The organism is Kitasatospora sp. NPDC051702, assembly GCF_040681575.1.
Taxonomy (GTDB): Bacteria; Actinomycetota; Actinomycetes; order Streptomycetales; family Streptomycetaceae; genus Kitasatospora.
This window is the reverse complement of the sequence record NZ_JBFAZB010000039.1, coordinates 75,893-94,968: the sequence shown is the minus strand read 5'-3', so window position 1 is coordinate 94,968 and position 19,076 is coordinate 75,893. Positions and strand designations below refer to the sequence as shown.

The 19,076-nt window shown below is 74.5% G+C and carries 19 protein-coding genes; 6 read left to right on the top strand and 13 right to left on the bottom strand.

Going from position 1 to position 19,076, the window contains the following annotated elements:
• Positions 1–121: 121 nt before the first annotated feature.
• From AB0N04_RS27865 to clpS, 4 genes are all read right to left on the bottom strand, one after another.
• Positions 122–553, bottom strand: a complete 432-nt coding sequence (locus AB0N04_RS27865) for a M67 family metallopeptidase (protein WP_360218143.1) — start codon at positions 551–553, stop codon at positions 122–124.
• A 134-nt stretch (positions 554–687) separates the two neighbouring features.
• A complete protein-coding gene (locus tag AB0N04_RS27860) occupies positions 688–2,130 on the bottom strand; it encodes an amino acid permease (protein WP_360218146.1) in 1,443 nt (480 codons plus the stop codon).
• Positions 2,131–2,317: 187 nt separating this feature from the next.
• Entirely contained in the window at positions 2,318–2,887 is a 570-nt protein-coding gene (locus AB0N04_RS27855; RefSeq protein WP_360218149.1) for a DUF2017 domain-containing protein, read from the bottom strand.
• A 59-nt stretch (positions 2,888–2,946) separates the two neighbouring features.
• The gene (gene clpS / locus AB0N04_RS27850; RefSeq protein ID WP_360218152.1) at positions 2,947–3,240 is read right to left on the bottom strand and encodes an ATP-dependent Clp protease adapter ClpS; all 294 of its coding nucleotides are present in this window, start codon (positions 3,238–3,240) and stop codon (positions 2,947–2,949) included.
• A gap of 141 nt (positions 3,241–3,381) precedes the next feature.
• Between clpS and AB0N04_RS27845 the strand changes: the two genes are divergently transcribed.
• Positions 3,382–4,698 (top strand): nicotinate phosphoribosyltransferase, encoded by a 1,317-nt coding sequence (locus AB0N04_RS27845; RefSeq protein WP_360218155.1) that lies wholly within the window; start codon positions 3,382–3,384, stop codon positions 4,696–4,698.
• A 188-nt stretch (positions 4,699–4,886) separates the two neighbouring features.
• Positions 4,887–5,477 (top strand): isochorismatase family protein, encoded by a 591-nt coding sequence (locus tag AB0N04_RS27840; RefSeq protein WP_360218158.1) that lies wholly within the window; start codon positions 4,887–4,889, stop codon positions 5,475–5,477.
• A 118-nt stretch (positions 5,478–5,595) separates the two neighbouring features.
• Here the strand turns inward: AB0N04_RS27840 and AB0N04_RS27835 are convergent, their stop codons facing one another.
• Entirely contained in the window at positions 5,596–6,633 is a 1,038-nt protein-coding gene (locus tag AB0N04_RS27835) for a hypothetical protein (RefSeq protein ID WP_360218161.1), read from the bottom strand.
• 256 nt (positions 6,634–6,889) lie between these two features.
• Here AB0N04_RS27835 and AB0N04_RS27830 point away from each other — a divergent pair, with 256 nt between their 5' ends.
• Together AB0N04_RS27830 and AB0N04_RS27825 are read left to right on the top strand one after the other, a co-directional pair.
• A complete protein-coding gene (locus tag AB0N04_RS27830) occupies positions 6,890–7,537 on the top strand; it encodes a hypothetical protein (protein ID WP_360218164.1) in 648 nt (215 codons plus the stop codon).
• A gap of 674 nt (positions 7,538–8,211) precedes the next feature.
• A complete protein-coding gene (locus tag AB0N04_RS27825; protein WP_360218167.1) occupies positions 8,212–8,652 on the top strand; it encodes a hypothetical protein in 441 nt (146 codons plus the stop codon).
• A gap of 75 nt (positions 8,653–8,727) precedes the next feature.
• Here the strand turns inward: AB0N04_RS27825 and AB0N04_RS27820 are convergent, their stop codons facing one another.
• The 5 genes from AB0N04_RS27820 to AB0N04_RS27800 form a co-directional block, all read right to left on the bottom strand.
• Positions 8,728–9,324: a DinB family protein gene (locus AB0N04_RS27820; RefSeq protein WP_360218170.1), complete on the bottom strand. Its 597-nt coding sequence runs from the start codon at positions 9,322–9,324 to the stop codon at positions 8,728–8,730.
• Positions 9,325–9,428: 104 nt separating this feature from the next.
• The gene (gene mycP / locus AB0N04_RS27815) at positions 9,429–10,643 is read right to left on the bottom strand and encodes a type VII secretion-associated serine protease mycosin (protein WP_360218173.1); all 1,215 of its coding nucleotides are present in this window, start codon (positions 10,641–10,643) and stop codon (positions 9,429–9,431) included.
• Between the two features lie 99 nt (positions 10,644–10,742).
• Positions 10,743–12,131, bottom strand: coding sequence for a hypothetical protein (locus AB0N04_RS27810; protein ID WP_360218176.1), 1,389 nt, complete (start codon positions 12,129–12,131; stop codon positions 10,743–10,745).
• Positions 12,132–12,158: 27 nt separating this feature from the next.
• Positions 12,159–12,605 carry a DUF2563 family protein gene (locus tag AB0N04_RS27805; protein ID WP_360218179.1) on the bottom strand — a complete coding sequence of 149 codons (447 nt, stop codon included), beginning with the start codon at positions 12,603–12,605 and terminating at the stop codon, positions 12,159–12,161.
• A 96-nt stretch (positions 12,606–12,701) separates the two neighbouring features.
• Positions 12,702–13,469 (bottom strand): endonuclease V, encoded by a 768-nt coding sequence (locus AB0N04_RS27800; protein WP_360218182.1) that lies wholly within the window; start codon positions 13,467–13,469, stop codon positions 12,702–12,704.
• A gap of 205 nt (positions 13,470–13,674) precedes the next feature.
• Here AB0N04_RS27800 and AB0N04_RS27795 point away from each other — a divergent pair, with 205 nt between their 5' ends.
• A complete protein-coding gene (locus AB0N04_RS27795) occupies positions 13,675–13,926 on the top strand; it encodes a hypothetical protein (protein ID WP_360218184.1) in 252 nt (83 codons plus the stop codon).
• A gap of 55 nt (positions 13,927–13,981) precedes the next feature.
• Here the strand turns inward: AB0N04_RS27795 and AB0N04_RS27790 are convergent, their stop codons facing one another.
• Together AB0N04_RS27790 and AB0N04_RS27785 are read right to left on the bottom strand one after the other, a co-directional pair.
• Positions 13,982–14,728, bottom strand: a complete 747-nt coding sequence (locus AB0N04_RS27790; protein ID WP_360218187.1) for an RDD family protein — start codon at positions 14,726–14,728, stop codon at positions 13,982–13,984.
• Between the two features lie 100 nt (positions 14,729–14,828).
• Positions 14,829–16,427 (bottom strand): RDD family protein, encoded by a 1,599-nt coding sequence (locus AB0N04_RS27785; protein WP_360218190.1) that lies wholly within the window; start codon positions 16,425–16,427, stop codon positions 14,829–14,831.
• Positions 16,428–17,010: 583 nt separating this feature from the next.
• On the opposite strand from AB0N04_RS27785, the gene AB0N04_RS27780 reads away from it, so the two are divergent.
• Positions 17,011–17,454 carry an SsgA family sporulation/cell division regulator gene (locus tag AB0N04_RS27780; protein ID WP_360218193.1) on the top strand — a complete coding sequence of 148 codons (444 nt, stop codon included), beginning with the start codon at positions 17,011–17,013 and terminating at the stop codon, positions 17,452–17,454.
• Between the two features lie 176 nt (positions 17,455–17,630).
• On the opposite strand, the gene AB0N04_RS27775 is transcribed toward AB0N04_RS27780, so the two are convergent.
• Positions 17,631–19,031, bottom strand: a complete 1,401-nt coding sequence (locus tag AB0N04_RS27775; RefSeq protein WP_360218196.1) for a glycosyltransferase 87 family protein — start codon at positions 19,029–19,031, stop codon at positions 17,631–17,633.
• Positions 19,032–19,076: the final 45 nt, after the last annotated feature.

Sequence of the window (19,076 nt, the reverse complement as noted above, 5' to 3'; positions counted from 1 at the left end):
AGACCGACCCGCGGCTGGTGGCGTACGCCGACGCCAACGAGGCCAACGCGGCGATCGGGGTGGCGGTGGCCGCGGGCGCGGGGCGCGGACGGTCGGCGGGCCGGGCCCAGGGGGGTGCCGGTCAGGCCGGGTGGGCCTCGACGACCTGGACGTCTTCCTCCGTGATCTCGCCGTCCACGATGCGGAACGAGCGGAACTGGTAGGGGTCGTCCTCGCCGTTGCCCTCGGCGGTGGAGACCAGGACGTAGTGGGCGAACGGTTCGGAGGCGTAGCTCACGTCGGTGCGCGACGGGTAGGCCTCGGTGGCGGTGTGCGAGTGGTAGACGATCACCGGCTCCTCGTCGAGGTCGTCCATCTCGCGGTAGAGCTTGAGCAGGTCGCCCGAGTCGAACTCGTAGAAGGTAGGCGAGCGGGCGGCGTTGAGCATCGGGATGAAGCGCTCGGGGCGCCCGGTGCCGGCCGGCCCGGCGACCACGCCGCAGGCCTCGTCCGGGTGGTCGGCGCGGGCGTGGGCCACGATCCGGTCGCGGATTTCTCGGGTGATGGTCAGCATGCGGTCAGGATAGCCACGCCCCGGCGGGTGTCCGCCGGGATGTCCGGAGCGCGGGCACCGGGTGTCCGCCACCCGGTCGCGGGGCCCCGGAGGCGCCCCGCGACCGGGCCCCGGGACCGGGCCCGGGAGGGGCGTCAGCCGGCGTCGCGCGCGAGCTCCCGGTCCTCGGTGGCGCCCTGCGCGGCCTGCGGGTCGCGGCGCTTGAGCAGCTGGTAGCCGACCACCAGGACCAGGGCCCAGGCGGGGAAGACGTACAGCGAGATCCGGTTGTCCTCGTCGAGGCCGATCAGCACCACGACCAGGGCGAGGAAGCCGAGCGCGGCCCAGCTGATCCAGGCGCCGCCGGGCGCCTTGAAGGTGGGCGCCGGAAGGCGTCCGCCCTGCCAGGCCTTGCGGTAGCGGATCTGGGCGATGAGGATCATCGCCCAGGTCCACAGGCCGCAGACGGTGGCGACCGAGGTGATGTACTCGAACGCCCGCGCCGGGACGAGGTAGTTGAGCACCACGCCGGCGCCCATCAGCAGGGACGAGACGGTGATCGCGAAGGCCGGGGTGCGGCGGCTGTTGAGCTTGGTCAGCCGCCCGGGCGCCTGACCGCGCAGCGCGAGGTCGCGCAGCATCCGGCCGGTGGAGTACATGCCGGAGTTGCAGGAGGAGAGCGCGGCGGTGAGCACCACGAAGTTGATGATCCCGGCCGCGGCCGGGATGCCGATCTTGCCGAAGGCCGCGACGAACGGGCTGACGCCGGGCTGGAACTCGGTCCACGGCACCAGCGAGAGGATGACCACCAGGGCGCCGATGTAGAACAGCGCGATGCGCCAGGGCAGCGTGTTGATGGCGCGCGGCAGGGTCTTCTCGGGGTTCTCGCTCTCCCCGGCGGTCACGCCGACGAGTTCGACGCCCAGGTAGGCGAACATGACGATCTGCAGGGTCATCACGGTGGCGCCGATGCCCTTGGGGAAGAACCCGCCGTTCTGCCACAGGTGGGTGACCGACGCGGTGTCACCGGCCTTGCTGAAGCCGAGGGTGAGCACCCCGACGCCGATCAGGATCATGCCGATGATGGCGGTGACCTTGACCATGGAGAACCAGAACTCGATCTCGCCGAACAGCTTCACCGAGATCAGGTTGGCGGCGTAGAGGATCACCAGGAAGGTCAGCGCGCTGAGCCACTGCGGGAAGCCGGGCGCCCAGAACTTCACGTACACGGCGGCGGCGGTGGTCTCCGCCATGCCGGTGACCACCCAGAACAGCCAGTACGTCCAGCCGGTCACGTAGCCGGCGAAGGGGCCGAGGAACTCCCGCGCGTACTCGGCGAAGCTGCCGGAGACCGGGCGGTAGGTGAGGAGTTCGCCCAGGGCGCGCATGATCACGAAGATCACCAGGCCGGCGACGGCGTAGGAGAGGATCAGGCTGGGGCCGGACTTGGAGATCGCGGTGCCGGCGCCGAGGAACAGGCCGGTGCCGATCGCACCGCCGATCGCGATCATCTGGATCTGGCGGCTGCCGAGCCCCCGCTCGTAGCCCTCCTCGTCCGGTTTCGCGACGACCGCGTCGTCGTTCGGCTTCTCGGCCATGGTGCACCGTCCTGGTGGGTCTCGTGGGGTGGAGAAGTCGTACCACGCAGGGTTCGGTGAGCGGGCTCCATCTGAGCGTTATTTGAGCATGCCCTGGGAGGGTTTCGCCCGGTTCGGACGGAAATGCCCCGACCAATCGTCCACATACTGGACGAAGCGGTCGGGGCCTGCCCGGATCCGGGCACGATCAGTCCACGATCGCCTCCAGCAACGTCTCCTGGAGCGCGCCCAGCCACAGGTACGCCATCACCAGCGGCTTGCGGTCGTCCTCGTCCGGCAGCTCGTAGAGCTCGTCGTCGTCCTCGCCGACCTCCAGCTGGACACCGAGCGTCAGCCGCAGGTCGTTGAGGGCGCCCAGCCAGCGCTGACAGTCGGCCGGGTCCAGCTTGAGCACCCCGCCGCCGCCCAGGCGGTCCAGGGTCCGCACCACGTGCAGCGCGTCCTCGCGCTTGCGGGCCCGCAGGTCCAGCTCGGTGTAGCGGCGGAACTCGCCGGCGGCGGCCCGGCTCTCCTCGTCGGCCGGCTCGGCCGGATCCCCGTAGGCGTCCGGGAACAGCCGGGCGAGCACCGGGTTGGCCGGCGTCTCGCTCGGCCCCTCGGCGAACAGCGCGGCCAGCGGATCGCCGCCGTCCCCGCCCGGGCCGGGCCCGATCAGCTGCAGGATCCCCACCTCCAGGGAGCGGAGGATGGAGACCTCCAGCTCCTCCAGCGCGATCGCCGCACCGCCGCCGCCGGCACTCTCGAACAACCCAGCCATCTGTATCGGTCAGCCCGTCTTCGTCGTCTCGGGTGGGGTACTGGGGCCGCGGGCCCCGGTCAGTCGTGCTGGAGCGTCGCCCAGAGCCCGTAGCCGTGCATCGCCTGCACGTCGCGCTCCATCTCCTCGCGGGAGCCGCTGGAGACCACGGCCCGGCCCTTGGTGTGGACCTCCATCATCAGCTTCCTGGCCTTGTCCTTCGGGTACCCGAAGTAGGCCTGGAAGACGTACTGGACGTAGCTCATCAGATTGACGGGGTCGTTGTGGACGATCGTCACCCAGGGGGTGTCCGGTTCCGTCACCGGCAGTCCCTCGACCTCCGGGCGCTCGATCTCCACGGGCGCGACACTCACCTGCGGGTCCTCCTCGCTGCGCAGTCCGTCCACGCCTCTTCAGCCCCATGCTGCCATCCGGGGGACCCCCGGGCGATTCCGGCCCGGGTCGCGTCGCGAGAAATCGTCACTTTGACGCTAAGTGGTAGTAGCATCATCCGCATGGACGCCACTTCCGTGCGCGCGGCCGGCTCGACCGCGCTTCTCACCGACCGCTACGAGCTCACCATGCTGCAGGCCGCCCTGCGCAGCGGGGCCGCGCACCGCCACTCCGTCTTCGAGGTGTTCACCCGCCGCCTGCCCGGCGGCCGCCGCTACGGCGTCATGGCCGGCACCGGCCGGGTGCTCGACGCGGTCGAGGACTTCCGCTTCACCACCGCACAGCTCGACTGGCTCGCCGGCCAGGGCGTGGTCGACGAGGACACCCTGCGCTACCTCGCCGACTACCGCTTCAGCGGCGACATCCACGGCTACCCCGAGGGCGAGGTCTACTTCCCCGGATCGCCGCTGCTGACCGTCGAGGGCACCTTCGCCGAGGCGGTGATCCTGGAGACGGTGATCCTCTCGATCCTCAACCACGACTCCGCGATCGCGGCCGCCGCCTCCCGGATGACCGCCGCCGCCGGCGGCCGCCCCGTCATCGAGATGGGCGCCCGCCGCGCCCACGAGCGGGCCGCCGTCTCCGCCGCCCGCGCCGCGTACGTGGCCGGCTTCGCCGCCACCTCCGACCTGGAGGCCGGCTTCGCCCACGGCATCCCCACCACCGGCACCGCCGCCCACGCCTTCACCCTCGTCCACGACAGCGAGCGGGACGCCTTCCGCGCGCAGATCGCCAGCATGGGGCGGGGCACCACGCTGCTGGTCGACACCTTCGACCTGCGCGAGGCCGTCCGCACCGCGGTCGAGGTGGCCGGCCCCGAGCTGGGCGCCGTGCGCATCGACTCCGGCGACCTCACCCTGCTGGCCCACCGGGTCCGCCGCCAGCTGGACGAGCTCGGCGCCGAGAAGACCCGCATCATCGTCACCTCCGACCTCGACGAGTACGCGATCGCCGCGCTCGCCGCCGCCCCCGTCGACGGCTACGGCGTCGGCACCAGCCTGGTCACCGGCAGCGGCCACCCGACCTGCGCCATGGTCTACAAGCTGGTCGCCCGCGCCGAGACCGAGGGCGGACCGCTGATCCCGGTGGCCAAGCGCGCCGCCGGCGGCAAGACCAGCGTCGGCGGCCGCAAGTGGGCCGCCCGGCGGCCCGACGCGGACGGCGTGGCCGAGGCCGAGGTGGTCGGCACCGGGCCCGTCCCGGCCGAACTGGAGCCGCACCTGGTGCAGGTGCCCCTGGTGCGGGGCGGCGAGACCGTCGGCCGCGAGCCGCTGACGGCCGCCCGCGAACGGCACGTCCGGGCCCGGGCCGCGCTGCCGCTGTCGGCCACCCAGCTCTCCAAGGGCGACCCGGTCCTGCCGACCGAACTGATCGTCTGACCGGCACCCGCCGCCCGCGCGGGGGCGGAGGCCTTCCGCCCCCGCGCGCCACTCCCTAGAGTCAGCCGTAGAGTTCCCCCGGAGCCCCCCGAGACCCCGAGCCCGCCACCGGGCCGAGCGCTCCCGCGGGCTCCCCCACCGGGACGCCGCCACCCCGCGGACGCCCCCCACACCCGAGGACGCGAACCATGCACCGGGCCCTGATCGTCGTCGACGTGCAGAACGACTTCTGCGAGGGCGGCAGCCTGGCCGTCGCCGGCGGCGCCGAGGTGGCCGCCGCCATCACCGACCTGATCGCCGAATCCGCCGCCGGCTACCAGCACATCCTCGCCACCCGCGACCACCACATCGACCCGGGCCCCCACTTCTCCGCCGAGCCCGACTACGTCGACAGCTGGCCGGTGCACTGCGTGGCCGGTACCGAGGGCGTCGGCTTCCACCCCAACTTCGCCCCCGCCGTGATCTCCGGCGCGGTCGAGGCGGTCTTCGACAAGGGCGCCTACGCGGCGGCGTACAGCGGCTTCGAGGGGTTGGACGAGAACGACCGCGGCCCCCTGGAGTGGCTGCGCGAACGGCAGGTCGACGAGATCGACGTGGTCGGCATCGCCACCGACCACTGCGTCCGGGCCACCGCCCTGGACGCCGCCCGGGCCGGCTTCACCACCCGCGTCCTGCTCGACCTCACCGCCGGGGTCGCACCGGAGACCACCACCGCCGCGCTCGCCGAACTGCGCGCCGCGGGCGTCGAGTTGGTCGGCACCCCGGTGGTGCAGGGCTAGGGTCCGCCCGGCCGCCCCGGCCGCCGGTCTCCGGCCCCCGGTCTCCGCGTTCCGGGGCCGGCTTCCGGCCGGGGCCTCGGCCGGGAGCCGGCCGCCGCTCCCGCCCCGGCTCCGGCCGCTACTCCTGCCCCGGCTCCGGGACCGGCTCCGGGACGACCATGAGCTCGACCACGTCGGTGCCGCCCGCCCGGAACGCCTCCCGCAGTTCGGCACCCACCGCGTCCCGGTCCGCCGCGAGCCGGGCGCCGCAGACGTAGACCACCCGGATCCCCAGGTACTCCATCCGGTGCTGGCCGCCCCGCACCCAGGCGGCCTCGCCCTCGCTCACGCAGCGCAGGTCCGAGTCCACCTCGACCGCGACGCCGCGCTCCGGCCAGTAGAGGTCCGGGACGGCGATGAAGGTGCCGCCGCGCATCCGCAGCTCGGGGCCGACCAGCGGGACCGGCAGCAGCCCCTCGTCCACCAGTTCGCCGACCCGCTCCAGCACGAAGTCCCGCTCGGCGGCGAGCAGTTCGTCCAGCGCGGCACGCACCCGCGGCTCGGCGGTCAGCCCCGACTCGGTCAGCTCGGCCGCCAACTCCCGGACGGTGCACCGGCTGTCGGGCCGGGAGACGGCCTCCCGCAGCACCTCGCGCACCGGCACCGGGGCGCCGGCGCCCGCCGCCGTCCACTCGCACAGCGCGTCCGCGACCGCCCGGGCGACCGGCGCACAGGCCAGGCCGTGCACCGAGCGGGCCACCAACTCCCTTTCGGTGCGCCGGATCCGCACGTCTCCGGCGTCCTTCAGCCGGCGCTGGCGGGGCACCAGGACGTCCACCCCGGTCACCGCCGGCAGCCGGGGCACCGCGGCGAAGCCGTACAGCGCGAGCGCGGCCGCACCCGTGATCACCGCCCCCTCGCGGCGGCCCTCCTCGCGGCCGTTCTGCGCGGCGTACAGCAGCGCGGCCCACATCCGCTGCTCCGGCGTCGGGCCGTCCGACTGCAGCAGGTAGACCCTGGGCAGCAGGCGCTGCCAGGGCCCGCCGCGCCGGCAGTGCTCGGTGATGAGGCGGGCCGGCACGCTCCGGGCGCGCAGCTGGCTCGCGGTGACGACGTTCTGCTGACGCTTCGCCAACTCCTCGAGGGACGGCGGCGGCGTGGGAATCCGGTAGCTCATACGAACACCATCCCCAACCGGCCCGACCCGGCACCGGCCGCCTGACGCACTGTTACGCAACCGTCGCGAAACCGGGATCAGCCCGCACTAAAGTCCCCATACCCTCACTCATTCGGAGTAATTGCTGGTCGCGAGGTTGTCAGATGCGATCGAAAGTGATCGCCGACCTGGTCGCCTGACCGACAGTGACCAAAGGCATACTCCAAGAGACCCTCCAGACGTCAATCCCGCCCCGGGGATTGCCTAGGCTTACGTCATGTCACGTGACGAGACCGCCGGCCTCCGCGCGGCCCAGCTCCGCCTCGGCCGTCTGCCCGGATACGTCCGCCGCCCGGACCCGGCGCGCCGCAGCGGCGAACAGGGCCATACGTACAAGAAGGGCTGGGAGGTCCGCTTCACCGCCCGCAGCGAGGCCGAGATAGCCGAGATCCGCGACCTGGTGGTCGCCGCCGGGTTCGCCCCGGCCAGACCGTTCTTCAAGGGCCACCAGCTCATCCAGCCGGTCTACGGCATGGCCGCCGTCCAGGCCTACCTGGCCGCGAGACAGGCGGCCGAGGAACACGCCGCCCGCGCGGAACTCGGCCGACGACGACGCTCGACGGACGAGCACCAGCCGGCCGCCCACCCCACCGGCGGGCACACCGCCGCCGGACACGGCACCGGGCACGGCGCCGGACACGCCACGGCCGGACACGCCGCCGGGCACCCCTCCGCCGGGGTGGCGGCGCACCGGTGCGAGCGCGAGGAGGCCGCCGCCGGGGCAGCCGCGGCGGCTGCGGCCGCGGCTGCCGCAGCCGCCCAACTCGCCCGGCGCCGGGCCGTCGAGGCCTTCCCCACCCAGGTCGAACGGACCAGCGCCGTCGACGACCGGATCGCCCCGACGGAGGCCCGACCCACCTCCTGACCACCGGGTGCGCCGCCGGCCCGGCGGACGCGCCACCCGCCACCACGTCCGTCCGGCGCGCAGCGTGTGCCAGCTCCACCGCATCCGCAGCGCGCCCACCCCGCGCACGCCGCCCACCCCGCGCGGCGCGCGCCGCCGGCACCCCGGGCGCGACCCGCCCGGACACGCCCCTCCGCGCGCACTCCCGCCGGGCGCCGTCCACCCGACCCGGAGCGCCGCACGAGCACGGGCACCGAGGATGCGCCAGGCGGCGCCGCGGGGCGGCCTCACCGGAACGACCCACCCACGGGACCCGAGGGGGGCGGCCACGGTGGCGGGCGCGGTTGCGCAGGCGGTTGTGCGGGCGCGGCTTCGCGCCGTGGGCGTGGACGTCAGCCGCCGAAAGCCCTACGGTGGCACATCAACCGCCGCGCGGCCACCGCCGCCCCACCCCCTCTGACCAGCCGCGACACGCTCGCACCTACGCCCCCCGCAGGACTGCGCACCACTCCCCCGCCGATCCACCGCCCGGCCGCCCCACCACCGCTCCGCACCGGTCGCCACCGGAACCGGCCGAGCGGCGACGGGTTCCGGGCATTCCATCAGATTGGTCACCCAGCGCACCTAGGGCCTACCGTAGAGTGAGCACAGATGATCGACCGTCAGAAATCCATCTCCCTTGCCGAGAAGACGAGATGACCAATCGTCACGCGAGCGCAGCCGAGCCGCCCCCGAGGCCCGGCGAACCGGAGGACGTACCACTGGAGTTCGCCGCCTTCTGCGAACTCCACCGCCCCCGGTACCTCAGCTACGCCCGGGTCTGGCTCACCGAACACAGCACCGCGGCCACCGCCGTCCAACAGGCCTTCGCCGAAATCGCCGTCCACTGGCGCGAACTGCTGGGCAGCTCCAACCCGACCGCACACGCCTGGCAGATCCTGCGCAGCACCGTCGCCGAACACACCCGGCACGTGCCTGCCACCCCGGACCGGCACCCCGCCGACGACGACCTCGCCATCCTGCACTACGTCGTCGGCCTCGCCGCCCCCGAGATCGCCGACGTCATCGGCACCGACACCGCCAGCGTGGCCGGCCGCCTCCGGCGCACCATGCTGCGCGAGGCCTCCGGCTGGTGAGCCCTCGCCCCCGCCCGCACCCTCGCCCGCACCCTCGCCCGCACCGCCGCCGGCGGCCGAGGCCGCACGCAGGGCTCAGACCCGCACACCCGTCACGTCGAACAGGTGGTGCACCGGGTCGTGGATCAGATAGCGGGCGAACGACTCCACGGTGAACCGCGCGCCGTCACTGCGGTCCCCGGTCCGCAGCCACTGCCCGCCCGTCACCCCCTCGAACGCCACCGCCAGCACCTCCGCGGCCTCCGCCAGCTCGCCGGCCACCACCTCCGGCCGCTGCTCCCCGTAGCGCTCCGCGACCGCCGTGGCGTCCTGGTCCCAGTTCGCGAACGACGGGCCGTCCTCGGCCAGCATCAGCCCCAGCCGCACGCGGAACAGCCGGAACACGTCCCGGACGTGGCACGCGTACTCCAGCGCCGACCACACCCCCGGAGCCGGCCGCCGCGCCACCTCACCCGCATCCCCCGACAGCACCGCCCGCCAGGCCGCCGCATTCGCCCGGACCATCCCCGCGACGTCCTCCCGCACCACCGCCGGAGTGTCCAACCCGCAGTCCGGACACGGGCGTTCCAACACCCACGTCCAGTCCTTGCCGTCCGGGACGATACCGCCCGGCACGACCCCGCCCGACACGATCCCGTCCGCCCCGCCCGCAGCGCGCTCAGAAGTGCTCATGCCCCCAGCATCGCCGCCCCGCCCCCCGCCCCACCAGCGGCAATGACGCCACCCACCACCAAGATGCTGCCAGCCCCCGCCTCGTCAGCCCAGGCCCCCGGCCCTCACCGCACCCCGGACGAACCCCCCGCCGACCGCCTCCGCCGCCGCGCCCGCACCACCAGCAGCACCACCGACATCACCCCGCCGAGCAACACCCCCCACAACGCCACCCCGACCGCCACGCCCGCCCCGAACCAGCCGCCACCCCCGCCACCGGCCTCCGCGGCCGGAACCACCGCCTCGTCACCCGGCGGCCCCGCAGCCGCCTCCGGCGCAGCACCCTGCGACTCCCGCCGCCCCACCAGCGGATTCTCCCGCGCGCCCCCGTCGACCGCCGGATCCACCGCCAACGCCCTCGCCGGCGACACCACACCGTACCCGTACCGGTCGTTCGGCACCGCCGACCCGTCCACCGGCGGCGAGGCGGACTTGATCATCCGATTGATCACCTGCCCGGCGGACAGGCCCGGGAACCTCGCCCGGATCAACGCGGCGGTGGCGGAGACGTAGGCGGTCGCGTCGGAGGTGCCGTTCCCGACCCCGTAGCTCGCGGTCGACTTGGCCGTGGCCTGGTAGATGTCCACGCCCGGCGCGGCGAGCGTGGTCTCGACGCCCCGCGTCGAGCGGTCCCAGACGGCGCCCGCGGAGTCCACGGCCGCCACCGCCACCACTCCGGGGAAGGCGGCCGGGTACTGCACACCCTGCCGGTCGTCGCCGCTGTTCCCCGCGGCGGCGACCAGCACGACGTCCTTCGAGATCGCGTACTCGACGGCGGCGCGGCTCTGGGAGTCGAACCGTGACGCTCCCCCGACCGACATGTTGACGACCTTCGCGCCGTGGTCGACGGCGAACCGGATCCCCTGCGCAAGACCGTTCTGCTGAACATCGGACCGTCCGCTGCTGGTGTCCACCTTCACCGGAAGGATCTTCGCCTTCGGAGCCAGTCCCAGCACCCCGGCCTGCGCCCCGTGTCCGTGCCCGGCGATCAGGCTCGCCATGGCGGTGCCGTGGCCGTCACTGTCGACCCGGCCGTCCGTGTTCCCGCCCGAGAAGTCGACGCCCGGCAGCACCTGCCCGGTCAGGTCCTGGTGGTCCTGGTCGACACCGCTGTCGACCAGCCCGACCAGGACGCCCTCACCCTGGCTGATCGTCCAGACCTTCGCCTCGGCCTCGAAGGTCCTCAACGCCCACTGCTCGTCCCTGATCTGGTCCGCGGACGCCGCCGGCACTCCCCAGGTCAGCGCCCCAACAGCCAGGGCCGCAACAGCACGAGTCAACCGGCGGCTCGTCAAACCAGGTCACCCCACTCGGCAAGGCGTCCCGCGGATCACCGATCTGCGGGACGCTGTCAGATCACCCGCCCGTTCGGGCCGGACTCATTCCACCACGTTCGGGTTGGCGGGCCTTGCCGACGCCCACGTCTCCTCGTCCTCGACGAGGTAGACCGGCCGACGGCCACGCTTCTCCCCGTCCTTGGTTCTCCGATGCGTGCCGGCGACCGGCGCTCCGGGGGCCACGGCACCCGGGCCGCCGACACCGGTCTCACCTCTCGGCCCGCTCCGGGCCCCCAGGCCGGAACCTCCTTCCGTGAACGCTCCCGTGCCGCGCCCGCCCTCGACCGGCCGCGTCGTCCCGCCGACGACCCCGCCGGACCGGGCCGAGGCCCCCTGCGGGGACCGTTCACCCGGAACGGCACGCCCTCCGGCCGCCGCGCCGGGAACGGCACCACCCCCGGCCGCCCAACCACCACGTGCCCCGAATCCGCCCACCGGCCCCACACCCTCCGGGAGCCCCTCGGCGACGGGGCCTCGCCCGCCCGGGCCGACGCCGGGACCGGAGGGGCCGCTTGCGGACGGACCAGCGGTACTGGTGCCCGCAAGGCCCGTGCCGCCCAGCGGAGTTCCTCCGTACCCGTTCCTGGGAATACCGGGCGGCACCGCCCCGGCATCCGTCCGGATCCCGGTGACGGCTGGAGCCGGCACACCCATGCCGGATCCGGTCGGCCCCTGCGGCCTCGCCTTACCTCCCTTGATCCCCGGGTCGGTGACGACCGGCGCACCGACCGGTGCGGGGCGTGCCACCCGCTGTGGTTCCGGTGACGCGGGCCCCTGCGGTACGGGACCGCTCGGCACACGGGCCGAGGTTCCCGCCATTCCGAGGGAGGTGCCCGACACCATCGCGCTCGCCATCGCCGCTACGCCGCTCGGATCGTCCTGCGGGACGACGTCGCGTGATTCGCCGAGACCCCCCAGTGCCGGAGGGAGGCTCTGCGGCGGCTTCAGGGCCGGGGTGGCGATGCGGTAGTGCATGGCGAGGGTCTGCATGACGGTGGCGGCTTCGGTCTTGCGGCGGTCGGCGAGGGGGAGGTGTTCGTCGTCGCCGCCGAAGACGGAGGAGATGCCGTCGCCGAGGGTGTCCTTGGCCTGTTCCCAGGTGCTGGGTTCCTCGGGCATGTCGCGTTTGGCCTTGGCGATGGCCTCGGACATGGCGTGCAGGGTGTTGGCGGCGTCGTTGGCGTAGGAGGCCGCGTTGTTGATGCCGTCGGCGAGGTGGAGCATGCGGGTGTGGAAGGCGTCGCTGGTGGCGCCCTCCCAGGTGACGGCGGCTTCGGTGCTGGCACGGGTGAGGGTGGCGCGGATGGCCTTGAGGGTGTCGGCGGCGCGGCGCCAGGGGTCTCCGGCGGCCATGACGGCGCCGGGGTCGAGGGCTTCGGCCATGGTGCGGAGCTGGGCGTGGCTGTACTTGGTGAAGTCGGTGTAGGCCATGGCCGGTTCGTCTCCGTCCGGTGGGCGCTAGCGGGCGGACTTGCCGCCGTCTCGGGTGGGCGGGGCGATGGTCTGTTCGTAGGCGGCCCGGCTGGTGGCGGAGGGGTTGGCGACGGACCAGCCGTCGTCGCCGAGCCTGAGCTTCCGGGCGGTGCTCCGGTCGCGTTCCTCGTAGCCGGTGGCGGTGAGTTCGGCGTTCTTCTGGGCGTCGTCGACGGCTTGTCGGAGTTGGTTGAGGATGTCGCGCAGGCCGTCGCGCATGGTGTCGTAGCGGCCGTGGAGTTCGGTGGCCTCGGCGAAGGTGCCGAAGGCGCCCTTGCCGAGGCCGCTGCGGCCGTGGGTGTCGGTGCCGTCGGCGTGGTGCTGGAACTCGGCGAGGAGGAGGCGGACCTGGGCGGCGAAGGCGCGGAGTTGTGCGATCTCGACGCGGTATCCCCGGCCGGCTCCGCCGGTGGTGCCGGTTCCTGTGGCCACTGCGGCGCTCCCCGTGCGTCCGTCGGTCGCTGCCGGGCCCGGGTCCCGGTGTGTCATGTCTAACACACCGGGGCCCTAATTCGGCCTGGGACATGGTCAGTTCGTCGGCGTCCGGGTGCGGAGGGCCTCGGCGAGGGCTCGGCGGCAGAGGGAGTCGGCGTGCCGGGTGGTCTCGGGGAGCCGGTACTGGCGGGCGAGGTCGAGGGTGGTGCGGACGGCGGTGTCGAGGCCGATGCGGTGGCCGACGGAGACGTAGACGGGTTTGACGCCGGGCCGGGTGCGCAGGGCGCGGCCGACCTCCTCACCGGTGACCGGGTCGGTGAGGGGGGTGGTGGAGCCGCGGGGGGCGTCGGGTTGGCGGTGGTCGAAGGTGAAGGGGGTCTTGGCGACGCCGAGGGTGCGCAGGCCGGTGAGGACGCCGAGGTGGCTGGCGAGGCCGAGGCGGCGGGGGTGGGCGAGGCCGTAGCCGTCGCAGACGACGGTGTCGGGCGTGCGGGTGAGGGCGGCGAGGGCGTCGAGGACGGCGGGGAGTTCGCGGAAGGCGAGCAGTCCGGGGACGTAGGGGAAGGCGATCCGGCCGACGGCGGTGGCCTGTTCGACGACGGTGAGCGTGTCGCGGTCGAGGAGGACGGCCGCGGCGACGACGAGGTCGTGGTCGTCGTCGTAGGCGACGTCGACGCCGGCGACGAGGTGGCCGGCGGCGGGGTCGGTCGGGTCGTCCTGGGAGGTGCCGTCCCGGGAGAGATCGCCCCGGGAGGGCTCGTCCCGGGCGGGGTCGTCGTGGGCCTGGACGAGGGGCCGCAGTCGTTCCTGTTCGGCGAGCGCCTCGGCCTCGGTGGTGGGCCAGTCGGCGGGGATGGGCACGGGCGGTTCCCCCGGGTCGGTGGTGCGGGCGTGGTCGGCTTCACCGTACCGAGGGGGCGCACGACCCTCGGGTGAGCCTGTGCGCCCCCCTGTGCCCCCCGGGTCGGCGGGTTAGCCTGGACTTACCGAACTCCCTTGCCGGGTAGGACTCCTGGAGCCGGCAGTGTTCCGCCCGTTCCCCCCGACGTGCGAAGGAGCCCCCGTCATGCCGCGTCCGTCCGCCGCCCAGTACTGCCTTGGTTCGTTCACCGTCGTCGCCGCCACGGTGGCGCTGCTGGCCGTCTCGGGTGCCACCGGCGCCCTGGAGGTCGCGGTGCTGGTGGGTTTCGCGCTGGCGCTCGGCACCGTGGTGACGGTGTTGGCGGTGGCCGTGTCCGGACGCTCCGACCGGTCTGCGGGGGCGGCGCACGCGGCGCCTCCGGCCGCTGCCGGGCGCGAGTACGCCCGGCAGCGCTGATCCGCCGCCGGGCGTCGCGGGTCGGCCCGGACCGGTCAGGGCCGGCCCGGGCCGGTCAGAGGGTGGTGACGACCACGGTCTTCGCGGCCTTGTCGTGGATGCACTGCCGGTAGGGCTTGTCGAAGACGCCGAACAGGCCGTCGATGACCCACCAGAGGGCGGCGCAGCAGAGCACGGCGGGGAGGATGAAGACCGCGGAGCGGGTCCAGGCGGCGGACTGGGTGGGGACGTTCCCGTCGATCAGCATGGCGACGCGGATGTGCATCGCCTTCTTCCCGAGGCTCTGGCCGTCGCGGCCGACCATCAGGGCGTCGTAGACCAGCCAGATGGCGCAGGCCAGCCAGAAGGAGCCCGCCGAGCCCGAGCGGTCACCGAGGCTGGCGAAGGGCGCGACGATGATCACGGCGACGGCCTGGACCAGCAGGTAGTCGATGAACCGGGCGAGGATCCGCTTGGGCCAGGTGCCGAGCGGCGGCATGCCGGGGACGGGTCCGGCGCCGGGGGTCCCGTAGCCGGCGGGGCCGTAGCCGGGCGGGGGCTGGTCGTAGGGCGACTGCCCGTAGGGGTTCTGGCCGTACGGGTTCTGGCCGTACGTCGGGCCGCCGTAGGTGCCGCCGTACGCGCCGGGGCCGTCGGCCGGGCCCCCGCCGGACGGGCCGCCGGCGGGGGGTGGGGCCGACGACGGGTCGGGGTCCGACGGGCGGCCTTCCGGCGTGCCGCCGCCCGGCTGCGGGGGCTGCTTGTCGGAGGAGGGCTGACCGCCCCCCTCCGGCTGGGGGCCTGAGGGGTCGTGGGTGCTCATCCCCCGAGTAGAACATCACGAATTCTCGCCCTTTGGCACATTCTGTCCGTTTTGTCGGCAGCGGCCGGAATGGGCCCACCCGGCCCGCCACCGGCGGCGCTCACCCGCGGACCACCCGGGTACGGGCCGCGAGGTCCTGCCAGCCGCGCCGGGCCACACGGTCGAACACCGGCCAGACCAGCCCGAGCAGCAGCACGAGTCCGAGCAGCCGGACGGCCCACCGCAGCAGCGAGCGGCCGAGGCCGAGACCGGTCCGGCCACCGGTGGCGGCGGCGTCCACCACCCGGATCCCGGTCAGTCGCTTGCCGAAGGTCTGGCCGGTCCGCGCGGTCGGCAGCACCTCGTAGAGCAGGCCGACGAAGAGCAGGATGCCGAGCAGGACGGCGATCTTGCCCACCACCACGTCGTCCACCAGCCAGACCTGGACCTGGCGGCGGGTGAGGGCACTGGCCATCCGGGCCTGGTCGAGCTTCTGCCGGATGTGCTCGGAGACCGAACCGCCGAGCGGGATGCCGGCGGCGACGGCGACCACCAGCAGGACGGCGGTGTCCACCGCCCGCGCGGCCAGCCGGCGCCCGAGCCCGGCCGGGCCGGCCGGGGCCTGGCGGCGGCGGGCGGCGGCCGTCCTGGCCGGGCGCGCGGCGGACCGCGAGACGGCGGGGGTCGGCGCGACCGCGGCCTTCGGTACGGCGACGGACTTCGCGGCGGCCGCGGAATGCGCAGCGGCTGCCGACTTCGGCGCAGCGACGGACTTCGGCGCGGCGACGGACTTCGCGGCGGTGACGGGCTTCGGGGCGGTCACGGGTTCGGCGACGGTGACGGCCACGGGCTCGGGCGCAGGCTCGGCCCGGGTGGCGCGCTCCGCGTCGCGGGCCGCGGGTACGGGCGGAGCGACGGACCCGGCGACGGCCGGTGGCGCCGACACCTCCACGGCTGGACGGCGGCCGCCCGCCGGGACGGCAGCAACCGGAGCACGCTCACCCTCCGCGCGCCCCTCCTCCCCCTCGGACGCCCCCGGAAGCACCCCCCAGGAGACCCAGCGCGCCGACCCGCCGGTCTCCATCAGCCCGGGCTGCGCCCGCGGGTCGACCTGCCAGCCGGGCACCGCCGGCTCCGCCTCCGCCGACGCCCCCGCCGCCCGCAGCTCCGCCGGGAACGCCCCGACCGGCGGCACACCCGCCGACGGCACGCCCACCGAGAGACCTCCCCCCGAGGGACCTCCCACCGACGGCACGCCCCCAGGCACCGGCCCGGCCGGCGGCCCGGCCGCGACCGGCTGCTCGCCGGGCCCGGCCCCGCCCCCCGCCGGACCGACCGTGCGGAACACCGGCCCGCCGATCACCTCCGCCACCCTCGGCCCGAGGACGAACGACGCCCCGCCCGTGGTCTGGTCCAGGTAGACCGGCCCGGTGTCCTCGCCCCGGGCCCTGGCGGGCCCTCCGCCGGGCGGCTCCGGCGCGACCGCCGCCGGGACCACCGGAGGTGGCACCACCCGGGCCCCCGCGGGTGCGGCCCGCCGGGCCGCGTACCGGGGCGGTTCCAGCACCTCGCCCGGCGCCGGGGCGGGCCGGCTGGTGCCCGGCACCCACGCGGCACCGCCCCAGTAGCGGACGAAACCGGGGATGGAGGGGTCGGGGTAGTAACCGGGCTCGGGTCCGACGGCCGGGTCGCCGGCGGCGGCGAAGGGGCGGTCCGTCATGGCGGGTCTTCTTTCCTGGCGGGTCCTGGCCGGCGCCGGCGGGTCCTGGCGGACGGCGGCTCGGCCCTGGTGGGTTCCTTGCGGGTTTCCTCGCGGGTCGTCTGGCGGGTTTCCTGGCGCTCTTCCGGTGGTTCCTGGTGGTTCCTGGTGGTTCCCAGTGGCTACTGGTGGTTCGTGCTGGGCCCGGGCGGCTCCGGGCGGCTCCTGGTGCCCTCCGGCCCGGCCGGCCGGCCTTCCGCGGGGCCGGGACGGCACGCCCGCCCGGTGCGCCCGGGAGCCTCCCGGCGCGCGCGGGCACCACCGATGGGCGGACAGTCGCCGGGCAGTCACAAAGGGTAGTGCCTCGTCGGGGCGGCGACGGGAAGTTGGCGAATACCCGGACAGCGGTGGGCCGTCCGGGGTAAGGGCGGCCGTACGGTCCCGGCGCGCGAGGGTGGTCGTGCGCCGTGCGGTCGGCCGTTCACCACCTCGCGCTGAACTTTCCGGGGAAAACCCGGTAACCCGTGTAAGAACCGCGGCGGAGCGGCCTCTCCCAATCGGCGGGCCCGGAACCGGGCAGCCGACGACAGAGAGGAAGACGATCATGGAGCGCCCCACCGGCGTCGTCGAGCACGAGCTGGAACTCAACCTGGTGCTCTCCCCCGAGCACAGCGTCCCCGTGCCGGCCCGGCTGTCCTACGGCAGCCACGACCCGTACGCGGTGCACATCACCTTCCACCTGGACACCGGCTCGCCGGTGACCTGGGTGTTCGCCCGCGAGCTGCTGGTCGAGGGCACCTTCCGGCCCTGCGGCCAGGGCGACGTGCGGATCTGGCCCACCACCCCCCAGCCCTCGGCCGGGGGCACTGCCAAGGGCCGGCGCAGCGTGCTCTGCCTGGCGCTGAGCTCCCCCGCCGGGGACGCGCTGCTGGAGGCGCCGCTGCCGGTCGTCGCGGCCTGGCTGGAGCGGGCGCACCGGCTGGTCCCGCCGGGCAGCGAGATGGCCGCGCTGGACATGGACGGCTCGCTCGCCGACCTGCTCGCCTGAGCGTGCGCGCACCGACCGCACCCGCGCCGGACGCAGTCAGGACGGCTGCAGCACGGACGGGTGCAACACGGACGGCCACGACCGAGCCGCGCGATCCGGACGACGGCACCCCGGACGACGACGGCCCCGGCCGCCCCGGCGGCCCGGACCACGACGGGAGCGGCGCCCCCGCCGGCTCAGCGGGCCGCGGGGGCCTGCTGACGGCCGCGGGCGGCGTCCGGTCCGCCACCGCCGCGCTGGCCGGGCAGCCGGACCAGCGGGGCACCGGCGGAGCGCCGCCGTGCCCTTATCCGGATGGCGGCGGCGAGCAGGAAGCAGAGCCCGACCCACGGGTAGACCGAGGTGGGCAGCTGGCGCAGCGGCCCCATGTGCAGCACGGCCACCCCGAACGGTTTGGCCGCCCACATGGCGAAGGAGAGGAAGGCGACCAGCGTCGCCCAGAAGGCGGCGCGCCAGCGCAGTCGGCGGACGGCGGCCGGACGGGCGTGCTCGACGGACGCCTCGGCGGCCAGCAGGACGAGCACCGGCACGCACCAGACCCAGTGGTGGGTCCAGCTGATCGGCGAGATCAGCACGGCGGTGACGGCGGCGCAGCAGACGCCCCAGGCCTCGGACCGGGGCAGCCAGCGGGCGCTGCGGGCGGCCCAGGCGGCGACGGCGAGGCCGGCCACCGCGACGAGCCCGCCGGCCAGGGTGGCCGGGGTGCCGGGCTCGGCGGCGTGCAGCAGTCGGGCCAGGGCGCCGCGCAGGGACTGGTTGTCGACGATGTACGTCTTGCCGACGCGGGACGAGTCGTAGAGGTACTCGGTCCAGAAGCCCCAGGTGGCGTCGGGGAGGACGAGGGCGCCGATCAGGAAGGTGCCGAGGAAGGTGAAGCCGGCCACGAAGGCCGCCCGGATCCGGCCGGTGACCAGCAGGTAGACGGCGAACAGTCCGGGAGTGAGCTTGATGCCGGCGGCGATGCCGATCGCCACGCCCTTGCTGCGGCGGCCGTCCGGGCGGGTGAGGTCCCAGAGGATCAGGCAGGCGAGCGCGAGGTTGATCTGGCCGTACCGGAGCGTGGTGAAGACGGGTTCGAGCCAGACTCCGCAGCCGGTCACCAGGATCACGCCGATCGGCCGCAGTTCGCGGCGCGGCCAGCCGACCAGCTTGAAGGACAGGTGGGTCAGCAACGCCAACAGCCCGAGGTTGCCGAGAGTGATCGCGACCCGGAGGAACGGGACCGGGAACCAGGTGGTCGGCACGAACAGCATCGCCGCGAACGGCGGGTAGGTCGCGGGGAGGTTCCACTCGGTGACGCGCAGCGCGTACAGGTCGGTGCCGTTGGCGACGGCGGCGCCCTCGGCCCGGTAGACGATCATGTCCACCATCGAGGTGTGGACGAAGTGACGGACCACTGCGTACACGACCAGGGACAACAGGGCCAGGCCCGAGGCGGCCAGCAGCGGTCGGCGGGGGGCCTCGCGCAGGGCGCGGACGGGGGTGCCGAGCGCGTCCCGCAGACGGTCCGACAGGGGGGCGGGCGCGGAGTCGGGTGCGGTCCGCACCGGGCTGCGCTCGTCTTGTACCGCTGTCACCTGTCCACTCCGTCCACCGTCCGACCAACCGCCGACGATACCGGA

Coding starts and splice junctions, on each gene's coding strand:
- AB0N04_RS27865 (WP_360218143.1), bottom strand. CDS start 553: ATGCTGACCATCACCCGAGAAATCCGCGACCGGATCGTGGCCCACGCC.
- AB0N04_RS27860 (WP_360218146.1), bottom strand. CDS start 2,130: ATGGCCGAGAAGCCGAACGACGACGCGGTCGTCGCGAAACCGGACGAG.
- AB0N04_RS27855 (WP_360218149.1), bottom strand. CDS start 2,887: ATGGCTGGGTTGTTCGAGAGTGCCGGCGGCGGCGGTGCGGCGATCGCG.
- AB0N04_RS27845 (WP_360218155.1), top strand. CDS start 3,382: ATGGACGCCACTTCCGTGCGCGCGGCCGGCTCGACCGCGCTTCTCACC.
- AB0N04_RS27840 (WP_360218158.1), top strand. CDS start 4,887: ATGCACCGGGCCCTGATCGTCGTCGACGTGCAGAACGACTTCTGCGAG.
- AB0N04_RS27835 (WP_360218161.1), bottom strand. CDS start 6,633: ATGAGCTACCGGATTCCCACGCCGCCGCCGTCCCTCGAGGAGTTGGCG.
- AB0N04_RS27830 (WP_360218164.1), top strand. CDS start 6,890: ATGTCACGTGACGAGACCGCCGGCCTCCGCGCGGCCCAGCTCCGCCTC.
- AB0N04_RS27825 (WP_360218167.1), top strand. CDS start 8,212: ATGACCAATCGTCACGCGAGCGCAGCCGAGCCGCCCCCGAGGCCCGGC.
- AB0N04_RS27820 (WP_360218170.1), bottom strand. CDS start 9,324: ATGAGCACTTCTGAGCGCGCTGCGGGCGGGGCGGACGGGATCGTGTCG.
- AB0N04_RS27810 (WP_360218176.1), bottom strand. CDS start 12,131: ATGGCCTACACCGACTTCACCAAGTACAGCCACGCCCAGCTCCGCACC.
- AB0N04_RS27795 (WP_360218184.1), top strand. CDS start 13,675: ATGCCGCGTCCGTCCGCCGCCCAGTACTGCCTTGGTTCGTTCACCGTC.
- AB0N04_RS27790 (WP_360218187.1), bottom strand. CDS start 14,728: ATGAGCACCCACGACCCCTCAGGCCCCCAGCCGGAGGGGGGCGGTCAG.
- AB0N04_RS27785 (WP_360218190.1), bottom strand. CDS start 16,427: ATGACGGACCGCCCCTTCGCCGCCGCCGGCGACCCGGCCGTCGGACCC.
- AB0N04_RS27780 (WP_360218193.1), top strand. CDS start 17,011: ATGGAGCGCCCCACCGGCGTCGTCGAGCACGAGCTGGAACTCAACCTG.